Here is a 17613-nt window from a genome sequence, read left to right on the forward strand (position 1 = left end):
GCCTGAGGTTTCGCCATGGATGCAAGATGGCTGAGTTATAAAGAACAGGCTGAGCGAGCCGTTCAACAAAACAAACTCGAACACGCCGAATCACTCTGGTATGCCGCACTGCAAGATGCAGAGGGTTTTCCGGAAAACGATCCAAGACTGACAGTAACGCTCGAGTGCCTGGCCGAGTTGCTCTTCAAACAGGGTAAGTACGCGCAAGCAGAGCCGCTTTGCGAACGCACTCTGCAAATTTACGAGCGCACAATCGGACCGACTCATCCAGACGTCGGCATCCTCGCAAATAACCTGGCCATGCTTTACCACATGCAAGACAAATTCGAGCAGGCTGAAAACCTGTACAAGAAAGCTCTGGCCGTGCAAACGAAAGCACTTGGCGCAAAACATCCCGAAGTTATCAACTTGCTCGGAAACTATGCAAATCTGCTCTTTCGTGTCCATCGAGACGCAGAGGGAGAACAGATGCGGGCCATGGCCAAGAGCGCGACTACCGGCAAGTGGAACATGTCGGGAAGATATCAGGCCTACAATGCCGGTGGAGTAGCTCCGTCGCACGCCCAGGCGCCGGCTCAGGCAGCTCAAAGCACCCCACCAAAACAAACGCAACAGCAACAGTCAGACACCGTGCCCCCTTCCAGCAAAATATTGCACTCAGTCGGAGCTCCTCCGCCAATTCAAAAGCCCGTCATGCCGGAATCTCCACAATTTCCTTTGCCACCGCCTTCTACCGAGGCGCCGCCGACGCAGTCTGGTATTGGTCGTCTGATGCAACAGCGCAAAGACTCCTTGAACAACCCCTAGCACCTGAACACCCCACAGCAACTGAACGACCCACAGCACCTGATCTGGTACGGTAACCATTCCGCCCCGGCCGGATAAGCTGTGCATGTTCCCCCAGGTCAGCATTCAGTACGCATAAACAAAGGTTCTTGCAAGTCAAGACTCGTACAGACCTGGCTGAGTCGATATAATTAGCGCGCTCACCTGAAGTGGGCAAGAGAGAAATATTTTGGTCGAGCCGCGCAAAATAAGAGGCAATCCGCGCCAGAGTCGAGCTTTCATAGGACTCGGGTCAAACGTTGGCGATCGCGTGGGCTATGTACAGCAGGCAATGCAGTTGCTCAAAGACATTCCTCGCATCAAAGTAATTGAGTGTTCCAGTCTTTATGAGACAGAGCCGGTCAATCGAGAATATAAAGAGTGGTTCGTCAACGCAGTCGCCGCGGTAGACACAACTCTGACCGCCGAAGAGCTGCTCGACGTCTGCAAAGACATCGAAAAACGATTAGCCGAAATGCACAGCAAAGAGTCTGTTTCCAGTCGGCGTAACGACGGTTTGAGAATAAGAATAATCGACCTGGATATTCTCTTTTTCGGTGATGAAGTTTTGGAAACACCTTATTTGCACGTTCCTCATCAATACATTGCTGAGCGAGCCTATGCGCTGGTGCCGCTTTTAGAGATTGCACCTAATTTCGTGCATCCGATTTTGAACAGAACAGTCACTCAAATTCATGAAGCACTTCCCGCTCCAGAGTTAGTATTTTTATACGGCACGCGCGGAGTCGATCAGTGACTCAACGGGTCTCACTGAACAGATAAAAGCGGCTCCAAATAGTCCGGCTTTGATTTCAGAGAATGAGCTATGCTGAAATAATCAGCCACAGCGAAAGGTTGTTTAGATGGAAACCCTTCCTTTTCAACTGAAAATCGGTACCGATGTTTGTTCAGTCAACCGTATCGAGAATACATACAAAAGATTTGGCCATCGTTTTGCTGAACGCATTTTGACTGAGAACGAAGCGAAATATGTCTTCGGCAGGAAGCACGGCGCGGCCCAACGTTTCGCCGCCAGATTCGCAGCCAAAGAAGCTATGTCAAAAGTGCTGGGAACAGGCTGGAACGGAATCGGCTGGAAGGACGTCGAAGTGACAAAGAAGCGGTCCGGCGAACCCGGCATCCGCCTGCACGGACGCGCTGAAGTGCTAGCCAGGAAATTAGGATTGACAAATATCGAGGTGACTTTAAGTCACGAGCGTGAGTATGCAGTCGCTTTCGTAGTCGCTTACGGTCCAACGGAGACCAGTCCGTGAAAAAACGCCACTACCTATGGTGTCTGGCGATTGTCGGAATAATCGGCTTTTCTTTTTATTTGCTGAAATCGTCGCAGGTTTTTCCTTCAGCAAGTATTGAAATCAAGCTCTCAAAAACTCAAGTAACTCAGCGCGCTGAAGAATGGGCTAAGAAACTGGGCTACAGTGAAATACTTCCCATCCATTCAACCACCTTTGCCTACGACGACGATGGAAAAACTTTCCTCGAGTACGAGCTTGGATCGACACAAGCAAATGCTCTGATGAAGCAAACAATTCCGATATGGTACTGGACAACACGCTTTTGCAAGCCGCTCAAGCAAGAAGAATTTGGCTGCTGGCTCAGCCCAGACGGGCATCTGACTGCCTTTGACCGCAGCCTGGAAAATGATCGAGAGCTGCCCACGGTGAAACACGACCAGGCTCTCACCATGGCCCAGGACTTTGTCACCAGAGAAGCACAATCCAGTCTCGATGGTTACAAACTGATCGAGCAGGCCACAGTCGAGCAACCGCACAGAACCGATCACAATTTTACGTGGGAAGACACTGTTCATGAATGGCACGGAGCCAAGCTTCGGACGCACGTGTACATAAGCGGAAATCAGGTGACTGGTTATAATCATTACTTGCACGTGCCCGACGTCTGGTCACGTAAATTCGGCAAGCTGCGTTCCTACAATGATGCACTGGCTGACGCAGCCAGCATATTTTACGTGGCACTGAACACCGGGTCGTTTTTCATTTTTATATGGGCTTTTGCCAATAATTTGATTCGCTGGCGTTTTGCTCTCATCGTCGCGGTCGTCTACGCCGTGCTCAATACGCTTGAAAGCCTGAACGGATTACCCAGTCAGTGGCACAGCTATGACACGAGTATGCCGCAGCACGGATTCCAACTCAATCTGGCTATGGGAATATTCACGGGCGCCGTGCAGACTTTTGTCCAGACATTCATTCTGACAGCAGCAGCAGAATCTATCTACCGCCGCTCTTTCCCAGAGAAAATGGCCCTCGAAAAAGTGCTGACGACTATTGGTCTGCGCACAAGAACCACGCTGAACGGCATTGTAAGCGGCACGTCCGCGTTCGGAACACACCTTGGCTGGATAGTTCTTTTCTATCTGGCAGGCAGACCGCTGGGACTGTGGTGCCCACTTGAAGTGCAAAATGAAGAGTCTTTGAGCTCTTACTTCCCATTCTTTTCAGCCCTGAATGTGGGTTTCAACGCCTCTCTGACTGAAGAATTCACTTATCGCGTAATCGGGCTGATTGGCTTTCAACGACTGGTAAAAAACTTCTGGGTAGCTAATTTGTTGCAAGCCGCCGCCTGGGCTTTCATGCACAGCAACTATCCCCAGGAGCCGCCTTACGCTCGCGGCGTCGAGCTCACGGTGGTGGGCTTTTTCTATGGCACTATCCTGCGCTATTTCGGGGTATTTCCGTGTATCTTCTCTCACAACCTGATTGATACGTTTCTCGGTCTGGAACCGCTGTTCGCCTCCTCCATTCCAACCATGCGCCTCAGTGCCTTCCTGGCGCTGACGCCGTTTCTGGCTCTGGCTGCAGGTTCTCTTATCTTGCGGGCCAAACGCGGAGAGTTCACCGACGAAGATTCAATCAGCAACAAGGCGCTGACTCCGGTTGAATTGCCACCAGCTGTGGTAGTAGCTGAAGAGCTAGCGCCGCGCACGTATCAATACAAACCAATGAAAAGACCGCTGCGCCTGATTCTGGCATGCATGGCAACAATTTTTACGGCGATCCAGTTTCTTTACTATGTGCCGGCGATCGGGCAGAGCGCACTACTGACGATACCACGAGAAAGTGCTATTGCCAGAGCCAAACAGTACCTGGAAGCCAACGACGTGCACCTGGACGGATACTCGTATTCAGCATCGCTGGTTAAAGGTCTGGACGACAGCGAAATGCAATATGTGTTCGAAAAGGCTCCCAAACGGCTCTATGAGTTGAGCGAGATCCCGGAGCGCCCGCTCATCTGGCGCATACGATTTTTCAAGCATCTTGTACAGAAAGAATATCTGGTGCTCGTCGATTCGCGTGGAAAAGTGCTCTCGCTCGGTCTGACCGAACCTGATGACGAGCCTGGAGCCAACCTGACACAGAAAGAAGCGCAAGAGAAGATAGAAGCATTCCTCAACAAGGAACATCGTGAAATCGTGCCGTTCACACTGGCGGCAGAACCAAGAGAAGAGAAAAAAGAGGCGCGCACTGATTATACGGTGCAGTTCGACGTGCCTAAATACAAAGTCGGGGAAGCTGAATACAAGCTCACCTCTGAGTGTATCGGTGACAGAGTAAGCGGTTACGATCACAACTGGATTTTGCCCGACAAATGGAAGTTCGACCGCGACAAAAAGTATTTACGCGAAGAAATTTGCAAAGTCCTCGTCTATTTCGTCTACTTTGTATTTGCCGTTGCCTTGATCTGGTGGGCGAAAGGCGTGTTGCGCTCACAAGCCATTCCATGGAAACCCGCAATTGCAATTGGGGTAGTGATTGGCATCTTCAACATGATTGAGACAGTGAACGGATTGCCGGATCTGTTTACTGAGTACGATACGAAAATGCCCCTCGTCTCCTTTTTTGTCGCTGAAGGTGTGCGCACATTCGCCAGCGCCACATCGACAATCGCTATGTACGCAGCCATTGCCGCATTCGGTCTGGGTGCGTTGCGCCTGCTCATGCCCAGCACCTCCGTAGCATCGGTCCTGAGAACAACATTCTTGCCGGCCGGCCCTGAAGAAAAGTCAGTCAGCTTGAACATCTGGCTCGATGCCACCATCATCGGTTTCGTAATCGGGCTCGGGCAGCGGGTTTTATGGATCGCTCTCGGTCTGGTGCGCAGTCACATCTCTCCCACTATTTCAATGGCACCACTCGAGGTTTTGTGCGGGCTGGTCAACATTTTCAACCCCTCCGTCAGTACGGTACTGGATGCGGTGACGAGAGGCATGACATTAGTTTTTGCATCAGCAATCTGTATCGGCATCTATTTCAAGTATTTACGCACGGCGCGAAACTATTTCATCTTTGCGCTCGTGGTCAGCTTCATCTTCCCCAGCCCGGACAGATACTGGCAAGATTACTTGATAGACGTAGTCAACTATCTGGTCACATTTGCCATCATCTATTTCCTTGTTTCAAAGCTGGCCCGAGAAAACCTGCTCGCTTATTTCCTGGCTGGATTCATCACAACCATCGTCGGTTCCATGCGGGTTCTCATGAAACACGCAGCCGGACTGTATTTTGACGACCTCGTCTTTCTGACAGCTCTGATGATGTCACCTGTCATGTATGTGATTTTCAAAAGAACAAACCGTCCCAGATTTCTGGGCGGCAAACCAAAACCGGCTGCTCAAGCTAAGAATCAAGCACTTTCAGATTTGGGCTCATTCTGATCGCCGCTGCCGAAAGAAAGCGGTGGTCTCGGCTCAGTCTGAACCGGACGCCCGATTGCCATGGCGATCATCAAACATTGATCGACACGTTCCATAGTCTCATTTGGAAACTGACCGATCTTACTTACCAAAAGAGTCTTGGGAATGGTTGCAATGACCGTGCAATCGATAACGCTGTCCAGACGAAGGCCTGCTTCCTTGCCTTCGGGCGTGTTCATGGCAACGACAACCTGGGTTGGTTCGCGCCCGGCTCTGGTTGTGTTACTTGTCAGCGGCACCAGTAGCACGTCGTCGAGTCGCTGGTTATTGTAGTCATTGGAAATGATCACAGCCGGACGCCGCTTTGTTTGCGTCTGTCCTTCGTCTGTGGTGTAAGGAAAGGATACTAAGACAACGTCGCCTTTCCTGTACTGAGGTGCTCTGGAGGACATTTAAGCCTCTACTCGTTTTAGTAAATAAAGTCCCAAAATGACTTTCTAGACCATTGTATCAGTCTAAAGAAGCTCGGTCTAAAAAGATCTAAAAAGCACAAATAGGGCTCTTTCGAACCCTGGGAAATTTGATTTATACCGACTATTTAAGCGAAATCGTAGACGTCGTCTTCAGGATTCCAACCTTTTGACATTGCATATTGACCAATTGTGGCATTGGCTTCTGCTCTGCTAAAAAGCTGAAATTTTTCAGCGGCGATGTCCTTGATGTTACCGCTCAAGAGTGAACCTACTTCCCGCCACATCGCTCCATACGTTGTGGTTGGCTCTAGGCTCATGCTCTTTTGAGCATCGGTGTTTTCGACAGGATTGTGTTTTCCCATTTAATTCGAAGTCCCTGTGAGTAGAACTTGGTGAGTGCCGATAATATAACATACTTTTCAAGAGATAATCTTACTTTTTTAATGTAAGAATTTCAATTTTAACAAGTAATGCTACTCGTAGTTATGTATACCCATCTCGGAAGAAATTCTGACACCTTTTTGTACATTTAATAATGCTAATTCTGGTCGCCACCGAAGCGCTCTTTTAAGAACTGGATGGTCTTTTGAGTGCCGCCTCCGGGAACGAAGATTTCAGAGATGCCTTTTGCCAGCAAAATCTCGCGGTCTTCATCGGGAATCACCCCACCGCCGAAAACAACAATGTCATCAATGCCCTGTTCTTTGAGCAACTCGACCACTCTGGGGAAAAGGGTCATATGGGCACCGGAAAGAACGCTCAAGCCGATAGCGTCGACGTCCTCTTGAATGGCAGTTTCAACAATCTCTTCGGGCGAGCGGTGCAAACCCGTGTACACAACTTCCATACCCGCGTCGCGGAGGGCTCTCGCCACGACTTTTGCGCCGCGGTCGTGACCATCAAGACCGGGCTTACCAATCAGTACTCGAATTTTCTTAGCCATAACCTTCACTGCCATTTTGAGATCCTTGCCGAAACGGCGCTCTAGATAAAGCCTTAAGGGCTCCAGCTAGAATACATCCCAATCAGTATATAGGTATTAGGTTTTCGCTTTTAATTTGAATTCGTCCTGGTGCTTCAAAATAGCCGCCGCCAGGTCGGAAAATTGCTTGATATCACGCTTGTTCAGCAAGTAAAAGCAGCGCTGGCTCTTCAAAACTGCAAATTTCAGCATCGGTGGCGTTTTGAAATACTGAATCTCTTCCCACTTCAACCTGGCCGTCCAGAAAATCGCTTTCAGAGAAATCGAGTCGTTGAAAAGCTCAACTTTATCCACCTCGAAAAGCAAAGGCATGAGCACTGTCGTGTCGAGGAGCAACAGAGCCACATAGGTGATCAATTCATGAACCAGGGAAAAATGAGCCGCCTTGTTGGCGCGCTCTATGTCGCTCATGACGAGCGACACGTTCAAAACTGACATGAGTACGATGCCGAAGATGCGCATACCATGCTTCCATCGCGCTCGTTGATAAACAACCTTAGCTTCGAAAGCCGCCGGCTTGGGGGGAGTTTTTCCGTCTTTCTTCTGCTTGCCCATTGATGTCACGAATAACCTATGGGCACATTATCCCCTTTTCCTTTGCAAATAATCACCTTTCAAAATAACGCCGCAAGCGAGAAGTTTGAAGATCTTCCCCGTTGAAAAGCACCGCGAATCAGCCGCTGATGCCATTATTGCGATACAATGCCACGCTGTAATACCCGTAAGTGCGGCGTTTTCAACAGCTTCAGGTGGTAACGATGGAAAAGACAAAACTGGCGGAATACCTCTTCAAGAAAATCAAGGACAGCGGTGTCGACTGCACCTTCGGTATTCCTGGTGATTTCATTCTTCCTTTGTATGCAGCTCAGCAAAAGATTGGTGTCAAAACCGTGGTGATGACACATGAGCCGTCTGTTGGCTACGCTGCTGATGCCTATGCTCGCCTCAAGGGCTTGGGAATCGCCATGGTCACTTACGGTGCCGGCGGATTGAACATGATCAATCCCATCGGTCTGGCCTATGCAGAAGAGTCACCCGTCATCGTTGTCAGCGGCAGTCCGGAAACACGCTACCGCTCCCAGAAACCACAACTGCACCACTGCGTCAAATCGTTCGACACACAATACAACGTCTTTGCAGAAGTGACCGAAGCGCAAACATTGCTGTCCAATCCAATCACGGCCCAGGACGACATCGACAGAGTTTTCGAGACTACTCAGAAACAGTCGCGCCCGGGTTATATAGAAATTCCGCGAGACATGGTCAACTACGAAATCAACGTCTCTGAAAAAGCGCCTGACTCTTTCGATGCCGCATCACCCGCGGTGCACGAAGCGATTGCAGATATCATAGAGCGCCTGAAAAGTGCCCAGAAACCCGTCATGTTCGTCGGTGTAGAAATTCGCCGCTTCCACCTCAAAGACAAAGTCATCGCTCTGGCTGAAGCTCTCAATATCCCAGTCGTCACCTCGATTCTGGGTAAAGCTTCCTTCCCGGAAACTCACCCTAACTTCATCGGCAATTACTTTGGACAATTCGGAAATCCAAAGGTACGCGAATATGTCGAATCTTCAGATTGCATCGTGTCGCTGGGCACGGTTCTTACCGAGATGGAAACAGCAGGATACACAGCCAAGCTTGAAACCGAGAACCTGATCCAATCGACAGCCAAAGAAGTGACCGTGGGCTACCACACTTACCGCGGTGTGGATTTGCGATCGCTCGTCAACGAGCTTTTGGACCGTGCCACAAGCAAAGTCAAGCCGGCAATGAAGTTCATCATACCGTCTATCCCAGTGGAAGATATCTATCCGCCCGCCGGTACGAAAGAACTGACAGTGGCAGGCATGATCGAAGACTTGAACGGTGTCATGGGCGAGAGCTATTCGGTAGTCTCAGACGTCGGCGACTGCCTCTATGCAGGTATGAGCCTGAAGACAGACATCTTCATTGCGCCTGGCTACTACTCCAGCATGGGATTCGGTGTGCCGGCAGGAATCGGAGCACAGGTAGCCAATCCCAAACGTCGATCGATCATTCTTGTAGGCGACGGCGGATTCCAGATGACAGGAATGGAGATAAGCACTGCCGCTAAGCTGGGTCTCAACCCTATCGTCATCGTCTTCAACAACGCAAGCTATGCCATGTTGCGCCACATTGACCAGAAACGCGACTATTACGATCTGGCTCGCTGGGACTACGGCGCCATCGCCCGGGCAGTCGGCGGCAAGGGAGTGCAGGCGACTACCAGAGCCGATTTCCAGAAAGCACTGAAAGAGGCGCAGAAGAGCGACGGCTTATTCTTGATTGATGCGGTGATCTCAGAAGACGACATCTCGCCGACTCTCAGACGGCTGACGGACCACTTCGGTGCCAAAGTTAAAGCATCTATCTCCTGAAGTGCTTGAATAAAACTTGCCACCAGGTCTAAGGAGTAACTGTGAACAGCAGAGTTGCCACGTTGATTTGTCTGTCATTCCTGTACGTCGGTCAAGCCTGCGCACAGACTCAGTTGGAGATGAACGAGCAAGCAAACAGCTCAGCTACGTTGATTAAGAAACGAGCCCAGAAAACTTTGCGTACGCTCTCGACCAAATACGCAAAAACAGCTGGTTTCAAGACAAAAATGGACGAAGCTCAAGAGCTGTACGAAAATTTCGTGCAAGCCCACATCAACGAACGCTTCCCTGTACCCAAAGGCGAAGACGATCGAGCCCTCTATGGCAGCATCGAAGGCTCGTGCGTAGGCAACATCAAAGAAGAGATGTACAAAGCCAGATTGGATGAGTTGAACGCCTGGTCACAACCTCTACCGAAGGCTGACCTGGCGGCATTAAAAGCTGAGTACAACAAAGTCGATAAGACGTTGAACGATGTCTACGTCAAGGTCAAGTCAGGCAGTGCAGCAAAAGGAAAGACAGGACCGACGTTCAGGAAGAATCTGACTGATGCCGAAGTAGCCTGGATCGCCTTCAGGAACTCTGATTCAGATGCCTTCGCTCTGAGCGGCGGCTCCGAACTTTTCAAATGGCGCAAAATGATAGAGCTCACCAAAAGCCGCACCGGGCAACTCAAAGAATGGCTGAATGGCGCAGAAGAAGGCGACGTCTGCTCCGGATCGATTCCTTTGAAGCAATAGTCAGATCAAGGAATAATCAATCCGTTTCTAAATTTGGAAGTTGGGATCGCCGGTAGAAGCCACGCCCATTTCGCACAGCTGTGTCATTGTTGCTCTGAACAGCTCGAGCAAAGAAATCAACCGGTCAAAACTATTGATCGCTTCATCCTCTTCAAAAACGAGGACGTGCACGCCGCTGGGAACATTTCCGTACTGCTTGAGAGCGCCGTTTTTGTGAATTGATAGTCTCACTGCTTTCTGCAGATGAATCATTTCACGCAAGTTCTCAGAAGAATAGAGCTTTTTGACTTTTGCTTCGTCATTGCCCTTGATGATGAAGTCGCGATCGAACTCGTCGTATCCAACGATGATGTCTTGCAGACCAAACTTCTTCTGGGCGTCAGCGATCCAGTTGCGGTTGTAGATTTCGAATTCAAAATCAGATTTGGCAATGAACGGCAAAAGTATCTTCGAATGGTTTTTGCCTTTGCTGTTCATCTCGAATGTGACGGTCCACGGAGTCATCGGAACGCGCACTCTAGCCACGTTTCCGTCTTCCTTGAATTCACCTTTAGCTTCGTCGGCCAGGTCCATCCATACAGACTTCCAACCGTAAACACTGCTTCTCAAATTCGGCATAATCTTGCTCTCCGCCTTTACCGTCGCTACATATATACCAAAGGTGACAGGGAAATTGAGCAAGATATCGTATTTCTCACGAGTATCGAAACAGAAGCGCTCCTGCAAATAGTGCAGAAATACTTAAATGATCTGCGTCTTAACTACACCATAACCACCCCGCGAGTAGTATAGAAGCACAAAAGAAAAGAAGAAAAACAGGACAGAGATGCCAGCGAGAGGCATCGCGAAAGAGTTTTAAAACCAGGTTTCAGCGGTTCAGGCGCAATGTGTGCGCGATGGGCGCAGACGCGAACGCCTCCTTTGTCCAACATGGAAATGAGGTTTAAGCATGAACGAATTTGATTTGATGGGTCCGCAGTTTTTAGCAATGTACGTCCCAGCCACATTTGGCGCCATATTCGGTGCTGTCGTTCTGCGCTACGCTCTGAAAATCAAAGGTGGCGAATACAATGATGTTGAGCTGAGCGCATACGACGCGGCTTACCTTAGCGGTGGCGATAGCCGCGTCGTTGACGCCGCAGCCGCTAAGCTCTTAGTTTCTGAAGTATTCACAACAGAGCTTACACAGCGCTCGATCAAAGCGACCGGCACTCTGCCGAGCGACGCAGACCCGGTTGAACGCTCGGTTTTTCAGGCAGTAAAAAACCACTATATTTCCAAAGTACGGGACATCTACAAGTACGTGGTGCCCATCTCGCAGGGCATCCGTCCGAAACTGGTCGAAGCCGGACTGATTCTGGGCGATGCCAGAACTGCGGCAATACGTTCACTTTGCACTCTGATTGTGCTCTGTCCGGTAGTTTTCCTGGGCATTCCCAAGTTGCTGCTCGGTCTCTCCAGAGGCAAACCGGTAGGACTTCTCATAGCATTCATATTGATTGGTCTCGGAGCAGCCTTATGGTTCTTCTGTCAGTCATGCATTCGTACAGCACGCGGCGACGCGGCCCTCTCATTTTTGCAAGCCGAAAACCGCGCCCTGGAATACAGCGTCCGCTACGGCAGCACTCCCACAAGCACAGAACTGGCCATGGCAACGGGTCTCTTCGGAACCACCATCTTGCTCACTTCGCCACTCTTTGCCACCATGAAACCGCTCTTTATCACACAAGCCTCCGGCAGTGGATGCGGTAGCGGCAGCGGTGGTAGCGGATGCGGCTCGAGCTGCGGTGGTGGCGGATGTGGTGGCGGTTGCGGCGGCTGCGGAGGTTAACGACGATGTTAGGAATAGGTTGGAGACCCGAACTGGCCTGGATGATCCAGAAACGCAAAGATATCGATTTTGTCGAAATACTGGCAGAAGATTTTTCACCATCCGACAAACCACTGCCACCAATAAAGCAATTGATGAACAGAGGAGTTGATGTGATTATTCACGGCACGACCCTCAACCTTGGCGGTTCTGAGACTCCAAGCGAAAGTTCGCTGGTACACCTCGACGGTCTGGCCCGGCGTTATGAAAGTGGGCTGGTCAGCGAACATTTAGCGTTTGTCAAAGCCGGTGGAATGGAATCCGGACATCTCTTACCGATTCAAAGAACGCAGGAGAATCTGGAAATCGTCGTCGAAAACATCATGATTGCCCAACAGGCACTGAGTGTTCCACTGGCTATCGAAAACATCGCCACGTTATTTGAATGGCCAGATAACGAAATGAACGAGGCGACGTTCCTGGCAGAAGTACTCTCAAGAACCGGTGCTTCACTGCTTCTTGATGTAGCCAATCTGTTCGCGAACGCCACCAATCACAACTTCAAAATCGAAGACTACTTGAACAAAATACCTTTTGAACAACTAGCCTACGTGCATGTGGCAGGCGGAATTTTCAAAGGATCGCTGTATCACGATACGCATTGTCACTCCATTAAGAATCCAGTGCTCAAGCTGCTGCAAGATGTATGTATGAGAGCCAACTCTCCCAGAGTTCTACTGGAAAGAGATGGAATTTTCCCGGGAAACCTGGATGAAGAATTGAACCACGAACTCGATATGATCAAAGAGATTTCGCATTCAAAGAGGTTATGCCATGCCCTCTGAATCGCGACGAAGACTGGCTTCCAAACAGGCCCAGCTAATGCAGGCACTGACTGACGATAAGCCGATGCAGGGTTTTGATGTGAACCGACTGCATGTTACAGCGATCAGCCTGCAACAAAAGAGACTGCGCACAGTCGAACGTGTGCATCCGTGTCTCAACTCAGCCCTTGGTGAATCATTCGAAGAGCTCTTCGCAGAATACGCAAAAAAACATCCGATTCCAGCGGCAGGACCTCTTGCTGACGGCAAAGCGTTCATTGAGTATCTGGCTGAATCGGGAAATCTGCCAGCCCACATGTGGCGGGGATATTTCCTCTCAACTGGCTGGAGAACGCCTCGTTACTGGTGGCTTTTCTTAAAATCCACTCGCGCCTGTTCAGCACTGTTAATCGCCTTCCAGGCCCGCTAAACTATTGAGGGCAGCTATGGAAGTCAGATTGCATGTCGAGTTCGCAGACGGACGCCAACCCAAGTGAGAAAAAGAGAAAAGAAGGCGTCCTGACTGAGGGCAACCTCTGGAAAGCGATCTGGGTCATGTCCTGGCCGCTTATGCTAACCACAATCTGCAGTTCGCTTGTCGGCTTGACTGACGTGAAAGTGGCGGGCACGCTAGGGCCTGCACAGCAGGCTGCCGTTGGTATCTCAGAACAAGTGCTCTTTCTCTACATGATTTTCATCATGGCCACAGGTGTCGGCACCACAGCTCTCGTTTCACGCGCGGCCGGTGCAGGCGACCAACCCGAAGTGATACGCGTGACGGCGCAGTCTATTACTCTTTCAGTCATCGTCGGTCTTGTACTGACCCTGATATCACTTATATTCGCCAGATTTGGTGTCAGTTTATTCAGCAAAGCACCGGATGTAATAGCACAGAGCACTGCTTATCTAATTGTGTACAGCTTTTATCTAATCCCGTTTAGCATCACAGCCATCATCAATGCGGCATTCAGAGCCCTCGGTGACACAAAAACACCCCTCATTCTCGTTGGCATCATGACGACGGTGAACATCATAGGCGACATACTGACTGTCATTTACAAATGGCCGGTACCCGACCTGGGCGTGCGCGGCATTGCTCTGTCAGGCGTTCTGGCCAGTTGCCTGGGCAGCTTGCTGGCTATTGCCTTCGTTGTCAGATCACCTAAATTGAACGAAAGTCTGAACGAAATCTTCAAAGTGAACCTGGACACTCTGCAACGCGTCGTCAAAGTCGGCATTCCATCAGGACTTCAGCGCCTAGCATGGGCGATGAGTGTTTTCGCCCTCTTTTTTATCCTGGCCCGCGGTGCTCATCCTACCGAATCACTGGCCTCATGGACAATCGGTATGCGACTTGAAGGTCTGGTGTTCATGCCATTAATGGCTCTGAGCATGGCGGTATCATCAATAGTTGGTCAGAATCTCGGAGCTGAGCAGACAGACAGAGCGGTGAGGGCAGGATGGAACGTAGCAGCGATCGGAGTCGGTTTGAATTGCGTGCTCGGTACATGCATGTTTGTATTTTCCAATGCCCTGGCTAACTCGATGAGTACTGATCCGAACACCGTTCTATACACCGCTGACTACCTGAAAATAAATGCATTCTGCGAACCATTTTTAGCACTGGGAATGGTGCTGAGCGGAGGGCTGCAGGGAGCCGGCGATACAAAAACACCGATGTGGATCACCTTATTTACAAACTGGATTTTACGCCTTCCCTTAGCGTGGTATCTGGTCATCACCATCAATATGGGACCGATTGGAGCCTGGCTGGCAATGTCCATCTCATGTGTCGTGATGGGACTGCTGACTGCATGGCGATTCCAGTCCAAGGCCTGGATAAAGATACAAGTTTGAGGACTATGCCAAAAGTCTGAGCCTGATTGGCTCTCCACTGCCGAACCGGCTCATGTATATCCGCTTACCTCATCACTTGTCATGCCTAGATAAACATGAGCGGAAACTTCAACGAATCTAGACAGTCTAAGAGATTGCAACCCAATAAGCTTAGTAAAATGAATCACAATCATTCCTCGCAAAATTTGGCTTATCAAATATCCGCTTACATGGCCAGTCTGCCAACTGAAAAGAAGCCCCGAGTTTTCCTCGTAGAAGACCAACCGCTGACGTTGGCCGGCATAAAAATGGCGCTGGGCGATCTGGGCAAATATGAGATTGCCGGGGAGGCTACAAACGGCGTAGATGCCGTGGCGTCAGTGCTGTTAACCCGCCCGGACGTGGTCATCATGGATGTTGTCATACCAGGGATGGACGGCATCGAAGCCGCCTCCCGCATCAAGCACCACTTACCAGACACCAAAATTATCATGTTCACCTCCTTCGGCACCTCGGAGGTCGTGACTGCAGCACTTTCCATCGGAGCAGAAGGCTACTTGCTCAAAAATCGCTCCATCGAACAGATTACAAATGCAATCGACACAGTTATGAGCGGCAACATCTGGATCGACCCAGCCGTTGCAGACCGGCTCGTGCGCGACAACCCGACAAGCAGCAGAAGAGAAAATAATCTCTCGCCTGTCGAGCTGCAAATTCTCAAATTTATTCGCGACGGTATGAACAATAAACAAATAGCCGACTCACTGGGCACAAACGAAGATGCTGTGGCAGCGGCAATACGCGGCTTATTGCGCTCTTACAGCAAACAGCAGCCGATGCGCCAGGTGCTCGGTGAAGCAGTGCAAGAAGTGATAGCGCCTGTCACTAAAACACTGCATACAGGACAGATGTTCGAGAACAAATATCGCATCGACCGCGAATTAGGAGTAGGCGGTGCAGGCAAAGTGTACGCAGCCGAGCACGTTCTTATGGCACGTCCTGTGGCGCTGAAAATAATGCACCGCAATCTTCTGAAAGATGCGATCGTGCTCCAGAGCTTTAGAAAAGAAGCAATGGCAATTGCCTGTTTAGACCACGAGAATATCATTCGACTCTACGACTTCGGTATTTCTTCTCAGCAAGAACCATACCTAATTATGGAGCTTTTCGAGGGTGAGAATCTGCGCGATATTCTGGTCCGCCAGCATCATTTGACGCCGGCTGAGTTCTGCTCGATTTTCTCTCAAGTGTGCAAAGCGCTGAGCGCAGCTCACTCACACAACATCATTCATTGCGACATCAAGCCAAGCAACATCCTGGTGCGGAATCGAGACGGAGTGCTGGAAGCCAAACTAGTTGATTTCGGGCTGGCCAAGTCGACAGAATTCGACAAAAAGATGACCGACTCGAAAACCGCAGAAGGAACAGTTGCAGGTACAGCACCATATATGTCTCCCGAACAGTGCACAGGGCAGGTGCTGGACGAACGAACGGACATTTATTCACTGGGCTGTGTCATGTTCGAAGCACTAACTGGCGAAAGAGTTTTCTCCGGCAAAAATGCGATGGAGATATTTACCCAGCATGCCTACGACAAAGCGCCTACTCTGGCAGAGCGGGCTCCCCAGCTCAAGTTTCCTGAGCTCCTGGAAAATTGCATCGCCGGTATGCTGCAAAAGGCTCCAGGTGAACGCATCAAGACCGCCGGCAAAGTCGAAGAAGTGCTTGCGACAATCACCCCGCCACATCCCGCCGAATAAAGACAGTCTCAGTCGTGTTCAGCCTTGCCACCAAACTGATACCAGGTTTGATTGCCCGCAAGCATCGCCAGCAAAAACCATTGCGCCAGTCGAACATTTCCAGTACCGAAGTTGTATTCAAAAAGTCCAGCGATCATAAGCGATACGATTCCGCCAAATACGCCAAGACTGATGGATTTGTCCAGATGCTCATCGGAGCGATTCCTTCTGGCATTCTGCCAGGCCAGCTTGAGGCTGGCGATACACAGCCATAAGTAAGCAAACAATCCAACCACTCCGGTTGTGGTAAGACTCTGCAAATAATTGCTATGAGCATGATCCAGAACTTGCTTATTCGGTCCCTGAATGGGAAGTGGTGAAAACTTTCGGGGACCAACACCGATGATTTCGCTTTTCACTGATGATTTGTATTGATCTATAGCGCTTATCCAGACTTCCATTCGCTGGCGTGAGCTTTCTTCCTGCTCACCTCTGAGGATGCTCCCCATTCGCGCCTGCACCGCAGGCAGTGCAAACCAGCCCACCACAGCAATAACAAGCCCGACAGAGACAACCTTGAGAGCTAACTTCCTTGAGACGAGACCGGCAACAAGCAACGCTCCGAAAGCAAAGCCCAGCCAGGCACTGCGCTCAAAGGCGAAGAGCACGCCGAGTAAATTTGCCAGAGTAATGGCAATGAAAACCTTCTTGTCTTTGAAAAAACCTGACAGATTTTGGTACGACCCTGTCAACAAAAGTGCCAGCGACAGCAAACCAAGCAATTGCATGACGCCTGCAAAAGCCATAGGACCGCTGAGAAAACCCGTGCCCTGAAGATATTTGAAAGAGCCGATATGCAGCTGAAACTGATGTTCAATCGTGGCTGCTATGCCGCCTGCAGCCCCCATGCAGAGAAGCGCCGGCATTACTTTCGCCTTCAGTTCCGTTCTTCTGTCAATAGCGTAGAAAGCCCAGAAATAGACAAGGAACGTTCTCATTATTCCAACAGAAGCCGATGCCTCCTTCAGCCCACCATTGCAGAGTCCGGAAATAAAATAGACCAGAGCCAAAACGCCAATTGGCACCGCAAGTGGTGGCACTGACAATCTCAGTGTCTTCTGGCGAGCACTGAGGGCGATCTGCACGAGACCGACAATTATTCCAATAGTCAAAATTATCCATGGAATAGTAATCGGCAGGGAAAGACTGGCAGCATAGGCAATCAGAAGCCAGTCCTGCACGGCGACCAGACGCTCCCCGAAAGAGATCGGGGCAGATGAATTACTTTCCTTAAAGTCCGATTGCATACG

Annotated in this window: 17 protein-coding genes; 11 read left to right on the forward strand and 6 right to left on the reverse strand. The window is 50.2% G+C overall.

The window, feature by feature from the left end; all coding sequences use genetic code 11:
• The first annotated feature begins 15 nt into the window (after positions 1-15).
• From EKK48_07170 to EKK48_07185, 4 genes are all read left to right on the forward strand, one after another.
• Positions 16-807: a tetratricopeptide repeat protein gene (locus EKK48_07170; protein RTL44059.1), complete on the forward strand. Its 792-nt coding sequence runs from the start codon at positions 16-18 to the stop codon at positions 805-807.
• Between the two features lie 205 nt (positions 808-1012).
• Positions 1013-1582, forward strand: coding sequence for a 2-amino-4-hydroxy-6-hydroxymethyldihydropteridine diphosphokinase (gene folK / locus EKK48_07175; GenBank protein RTL44060.1), 570 nt, complete (start codon positions 1013-1015; stop codon positions 1580-1582).
• 106 nt (positions 1583-1688) lie between these two features.
• The gene (gene acpS, locus EKK48_07180; protein RTL44061.1) at positions 1689-2099 is read left to right on the forward strand and encodes a holo-[acyl-carrier-protein] synthase; all 411 of its coding nucleotides are present in this window, start codon (positions 1689-1691) and stop codon (positions 2097-2099) included.
• Complete coding sequence (locus EKK48_07185) at positions 2096-5521, forward strand: CPBP family intramembrane metalloprotease (GenBank protein ID RTL44062.1); 3426 nt, start codon at positions 2096-2098, stop codon at positions 5519-5521. The genes acpS and EKK48_07185 overlap by 4 nt, the downstream gene beginning before the upstream one ends.
• Here the strand turns inward: EKK48_07185 and EKK48_07190 are convergent.
• From EKK48_07190 to EKK48_07205, 4 genes are all read right to left on the reverse strand, one after another.
• Positions 5491-5952 (reverse strand): type II toxin-antitoxin system PemK/MazF family toxin, encoded by a 462-nt coding sequence (locus EKK48_07190; GenBank protein RTL44063.1) that lies wholly within the window; start codon positions 5950-5952, stop codon positions 5491-5493. The genes EKK48_07185 and EKK48_07190 overlap by 31 nt on opposite strands.
• 146 nt (positions 5953-6098) lie before the next feature.
• Complete coding sequence (locus EKK48_07195) at positions 6099-6335, reverse strand: hypothetical protein (protein RTL44064.1); 237 nt, start codon at positions 6333-6335, stop codon at positions 6099-6101.
• A gap of 176 nt (positions 6336-6511) precedes the next feature.
• A complete protein-coding gene (locus EKK48_07200; protein ID RTL44166.1) occupies positions 6512-6916 on the reverse strand; it encodes a cobalamin B12-binding domain-containing protein in 405 nt (134 codons plus the stop codon).
• A gap of 96 nt (positions 6917-7012) precedes the next feature.
• The gene (locus EKK48_07205; GenBank protein ID RTL44065.1) at positions 7013-7510 is read right to left on the reverse strand and encodes a hypothetical protein; all 498 of its coding nucleotides are present in this window, start codon (positions 7508-7510) and stop codon (positions 7013-7015) included.
• A gap of 203 nt (positions 7511-7713) precedes the next feature.
• Here EKK48_07205 and EKK48_07210 point away from each other — a divergent pair, with 203 nt between their 5' ends.
• Both EKK48_07210 and EKK48_07215 read left to right on the forward strand, forming a co-directional pair.
• The gene (locus EKK48_07210; protein ID RTL44066.1) at positions 7714-9354 is read left to right on the forward strand and encodes a thiamine pyrophosphate-binding protein; all 1641 of its coding nucleotides are present in this window, start codon (positions 7714-7716) and stop codon (positions 9352-9354) included.
• A gap of 41 nt (positions 9355-9395) precedes the next feature.
• Positions 9396-10094: a DUF1311 domain-containing protein gene (locus tag EKK48_07215; protein ID RTL44067.1), complete on the forward strand. Its 699-nt coding sequence runs from the start codon at positions 9396-9398 to the stop codon at positions 10092-10094.
• 27 nt (positions 10095-10121) lie between these two features.
• Here the strand turns inward: EKK48_07215 and EKK48_07220 are convergent, their stop codons facing one another.
• The gene (locus EKK48_07220; protein RTL44068.1) at positions 10122-10712 is read right to left on the reverse strand and encodes a hypothetical protein; all 591 of its coding nucleotides are present in this window, start codon (positions 10710-10712) and stop codon (positions 10122-10124) included.
• A gap of 331 nt (positions 10713-11043) precedes the next feature.
• Between EKK48_07220 and EKK48_07225 the strand changes: the two genes are divergently transcribed.
• The 5 genes from EKK48_07225 to EKK48_07245 all read left to right on the forward strand — a co-directional run bounded on the left by EKK48_07225 (position 11044) and on the right by EKK48_07245 (position 16324).
• Positions 11044-11925, forward strand: a complete 882-nt coding sequence (locus EKK48_07225; protein ID RTL44069.1) for a TIGR04222 domain-containing membrane protein — start codon at positions 11044-11046, stop codon at positions 11923-11925.
• A gap of 5 nt (positions 11926-11930) precedes the next feature.
• Entirely contained in the window at positions 11931-12749 is an 819-nt protein-coding gene (locus tag EKK48_07230) for a DUF692 domain-containing protein (protein ID RTL44070.1), read from the forward strand.
• Positions 12739-13158, forward strand: a complete 420-nt coding sequence (locus EKK48_07235; GenBank protein RTL44071.1) for a hypothetical protein — start codon at positions 12739-12741, stop codon at positions 13156-13158. Before EKK48_07230 ends, EKK48_07235 begins: the two co-directional genes overlap by 11 nt.
• 32 nt (positions 13159-13190) lie before the next feature.
• The gene (locus EKK48_07240) at positions 13191-14585 is read left to right on the forward strand and encodes an MATE family efflux transporter (protein RTL44072.1); all 1395 of its coding nucleotides are present in this window, start codon (positions 13191-13193) and stop codon (positions 14583-14585) included.
• A gap of 95 nt (positions 14586-14680) precedes the next feature.
• Positions 14681-16324 (forward strand): response regulator, encoded by a 1644-nt coding sequence (locus tag EKK48_07245; protein RTL44073.1) that lies wholly within the window; start codon positions 14681-14683, stop codon positions 16322-16324.
• 8 nt (positions 16325-16332) lie between these two features.
• Here EKK48_07245 and EKK48_07250 read toward each other — a convergent pair whose 3' ends face one another.
• Positions 16333-17610 (reverse strand): hypothetical protein, encoded by a 1278-nt coding sequence (locus EKK48_07250; protein ID RTL44074.1) that lies wholly within the window; start codon positions 17608-17610, stop codon positions 16333-16335.
• Positions 17611-17613: the final 3 nt, after the last annotated feature.

The sequence above is a fragment of the Candidatus Melainabacteria bacterium genome (assembly GCA_003963305.1).
Taxonomy (GTDB): Bacteria; Cyanobacteriota; Vampirovibrionia; order Obscuribacterales; family Obscuribacteraceae; genus PALSA-1081.

Coding starts and splice junctions, on each gene's coding strand:
- EKK48_07250 (RTL44074.1), bottom strand. CDS start 17,610: ATGCAATCGGACTTTAAGGAAAGTAATTCATCTGCCCCGATCTCTTTC.
- EKK48_07220 (RTL44068.1), bottom strand. CDS start 10,712: ATGCCGAATTTGAGAAGCAGTGTTTACGGTTGGAAGTCTGTATGGATG.
- EKK48_07190 (RTL44063.1), bottom strand. CDS start 5,952: ATGTCCTCCAGAGCACCTCAGTACAGGAAAGGCGACGTTGTCTTAGTA.
- EKK48_07170 (RTL44059.1), top strand. CDS start 16: ATGGATGCAAGATGGCTGAGTTATAAAGAACAGGCTGAGCGAGCCGTT.
- EKK48_07205 (RTL44065.1), bottom strand. CDS start 7,510: ATGGGCAAGCAGAAGAAAGACGGAAAAACTCCCCCCAAGCCGGCGGCT.
- EKK48_07235 (RTL44071.1), top strand. CDS start 12,739: ATGCCCTCTGAATCGCGACGAAGACTGGCTTCCAAACAGGCCCAGCTA.
- EKK48_07230 (RTL44070.1), top strand. CDS start 11,931: ATGTTAGGAATAGGTTGGAGACCCGAACTGGCCTGGATGATCCAGAAA.
- EKK48_07195 (RTL44064.1), bottom strand. CDS start 6,335: ATGGGAAAACACAATCCTGTCGAAAACACCGATGCTCAAAAGAGCATG.
- EKK48_07240 (RTL44072.1), top strand. CDS start 13,191: ATGTCGAGTTCGCAGACGGACGCCAACCCAAGTGAGAAAAAGAGAAAA.
- EKK48_07210 (RTL44066.1), top strand. CDS start 7,714: ATGGAAAAGACAAAACTGGCGGAATACCTCTTCAAGAAAATCAAGGAC.
- EKK48_07225 (RTL44069.1), top strand. CDS start 11,044: ATGAACGAATTTGATTTGATGGGTCCGCAGTTTTTAGCAATGTACGTC.
- acpS (RTL44061.1), top strand. CDS start 1,689: ATGGAAACCCTTCCTTTTCAACTGAAAATCGGTACCGATGTTTGTTCA.
- EKK48_07200 (RTL44166.1), bottom strand. CDS start 6,916: ATGGCTAAGAAAATTCGAGTACTGATTGGTAAGCCCGGTCTTGATGGT.
- EKK48_07245 (RTL44073.1), top strand. CDS start 14,681: ATGAGCGGAAACTTCAACGAATCTAGACAGTCTAAGAGATTGCAACCC.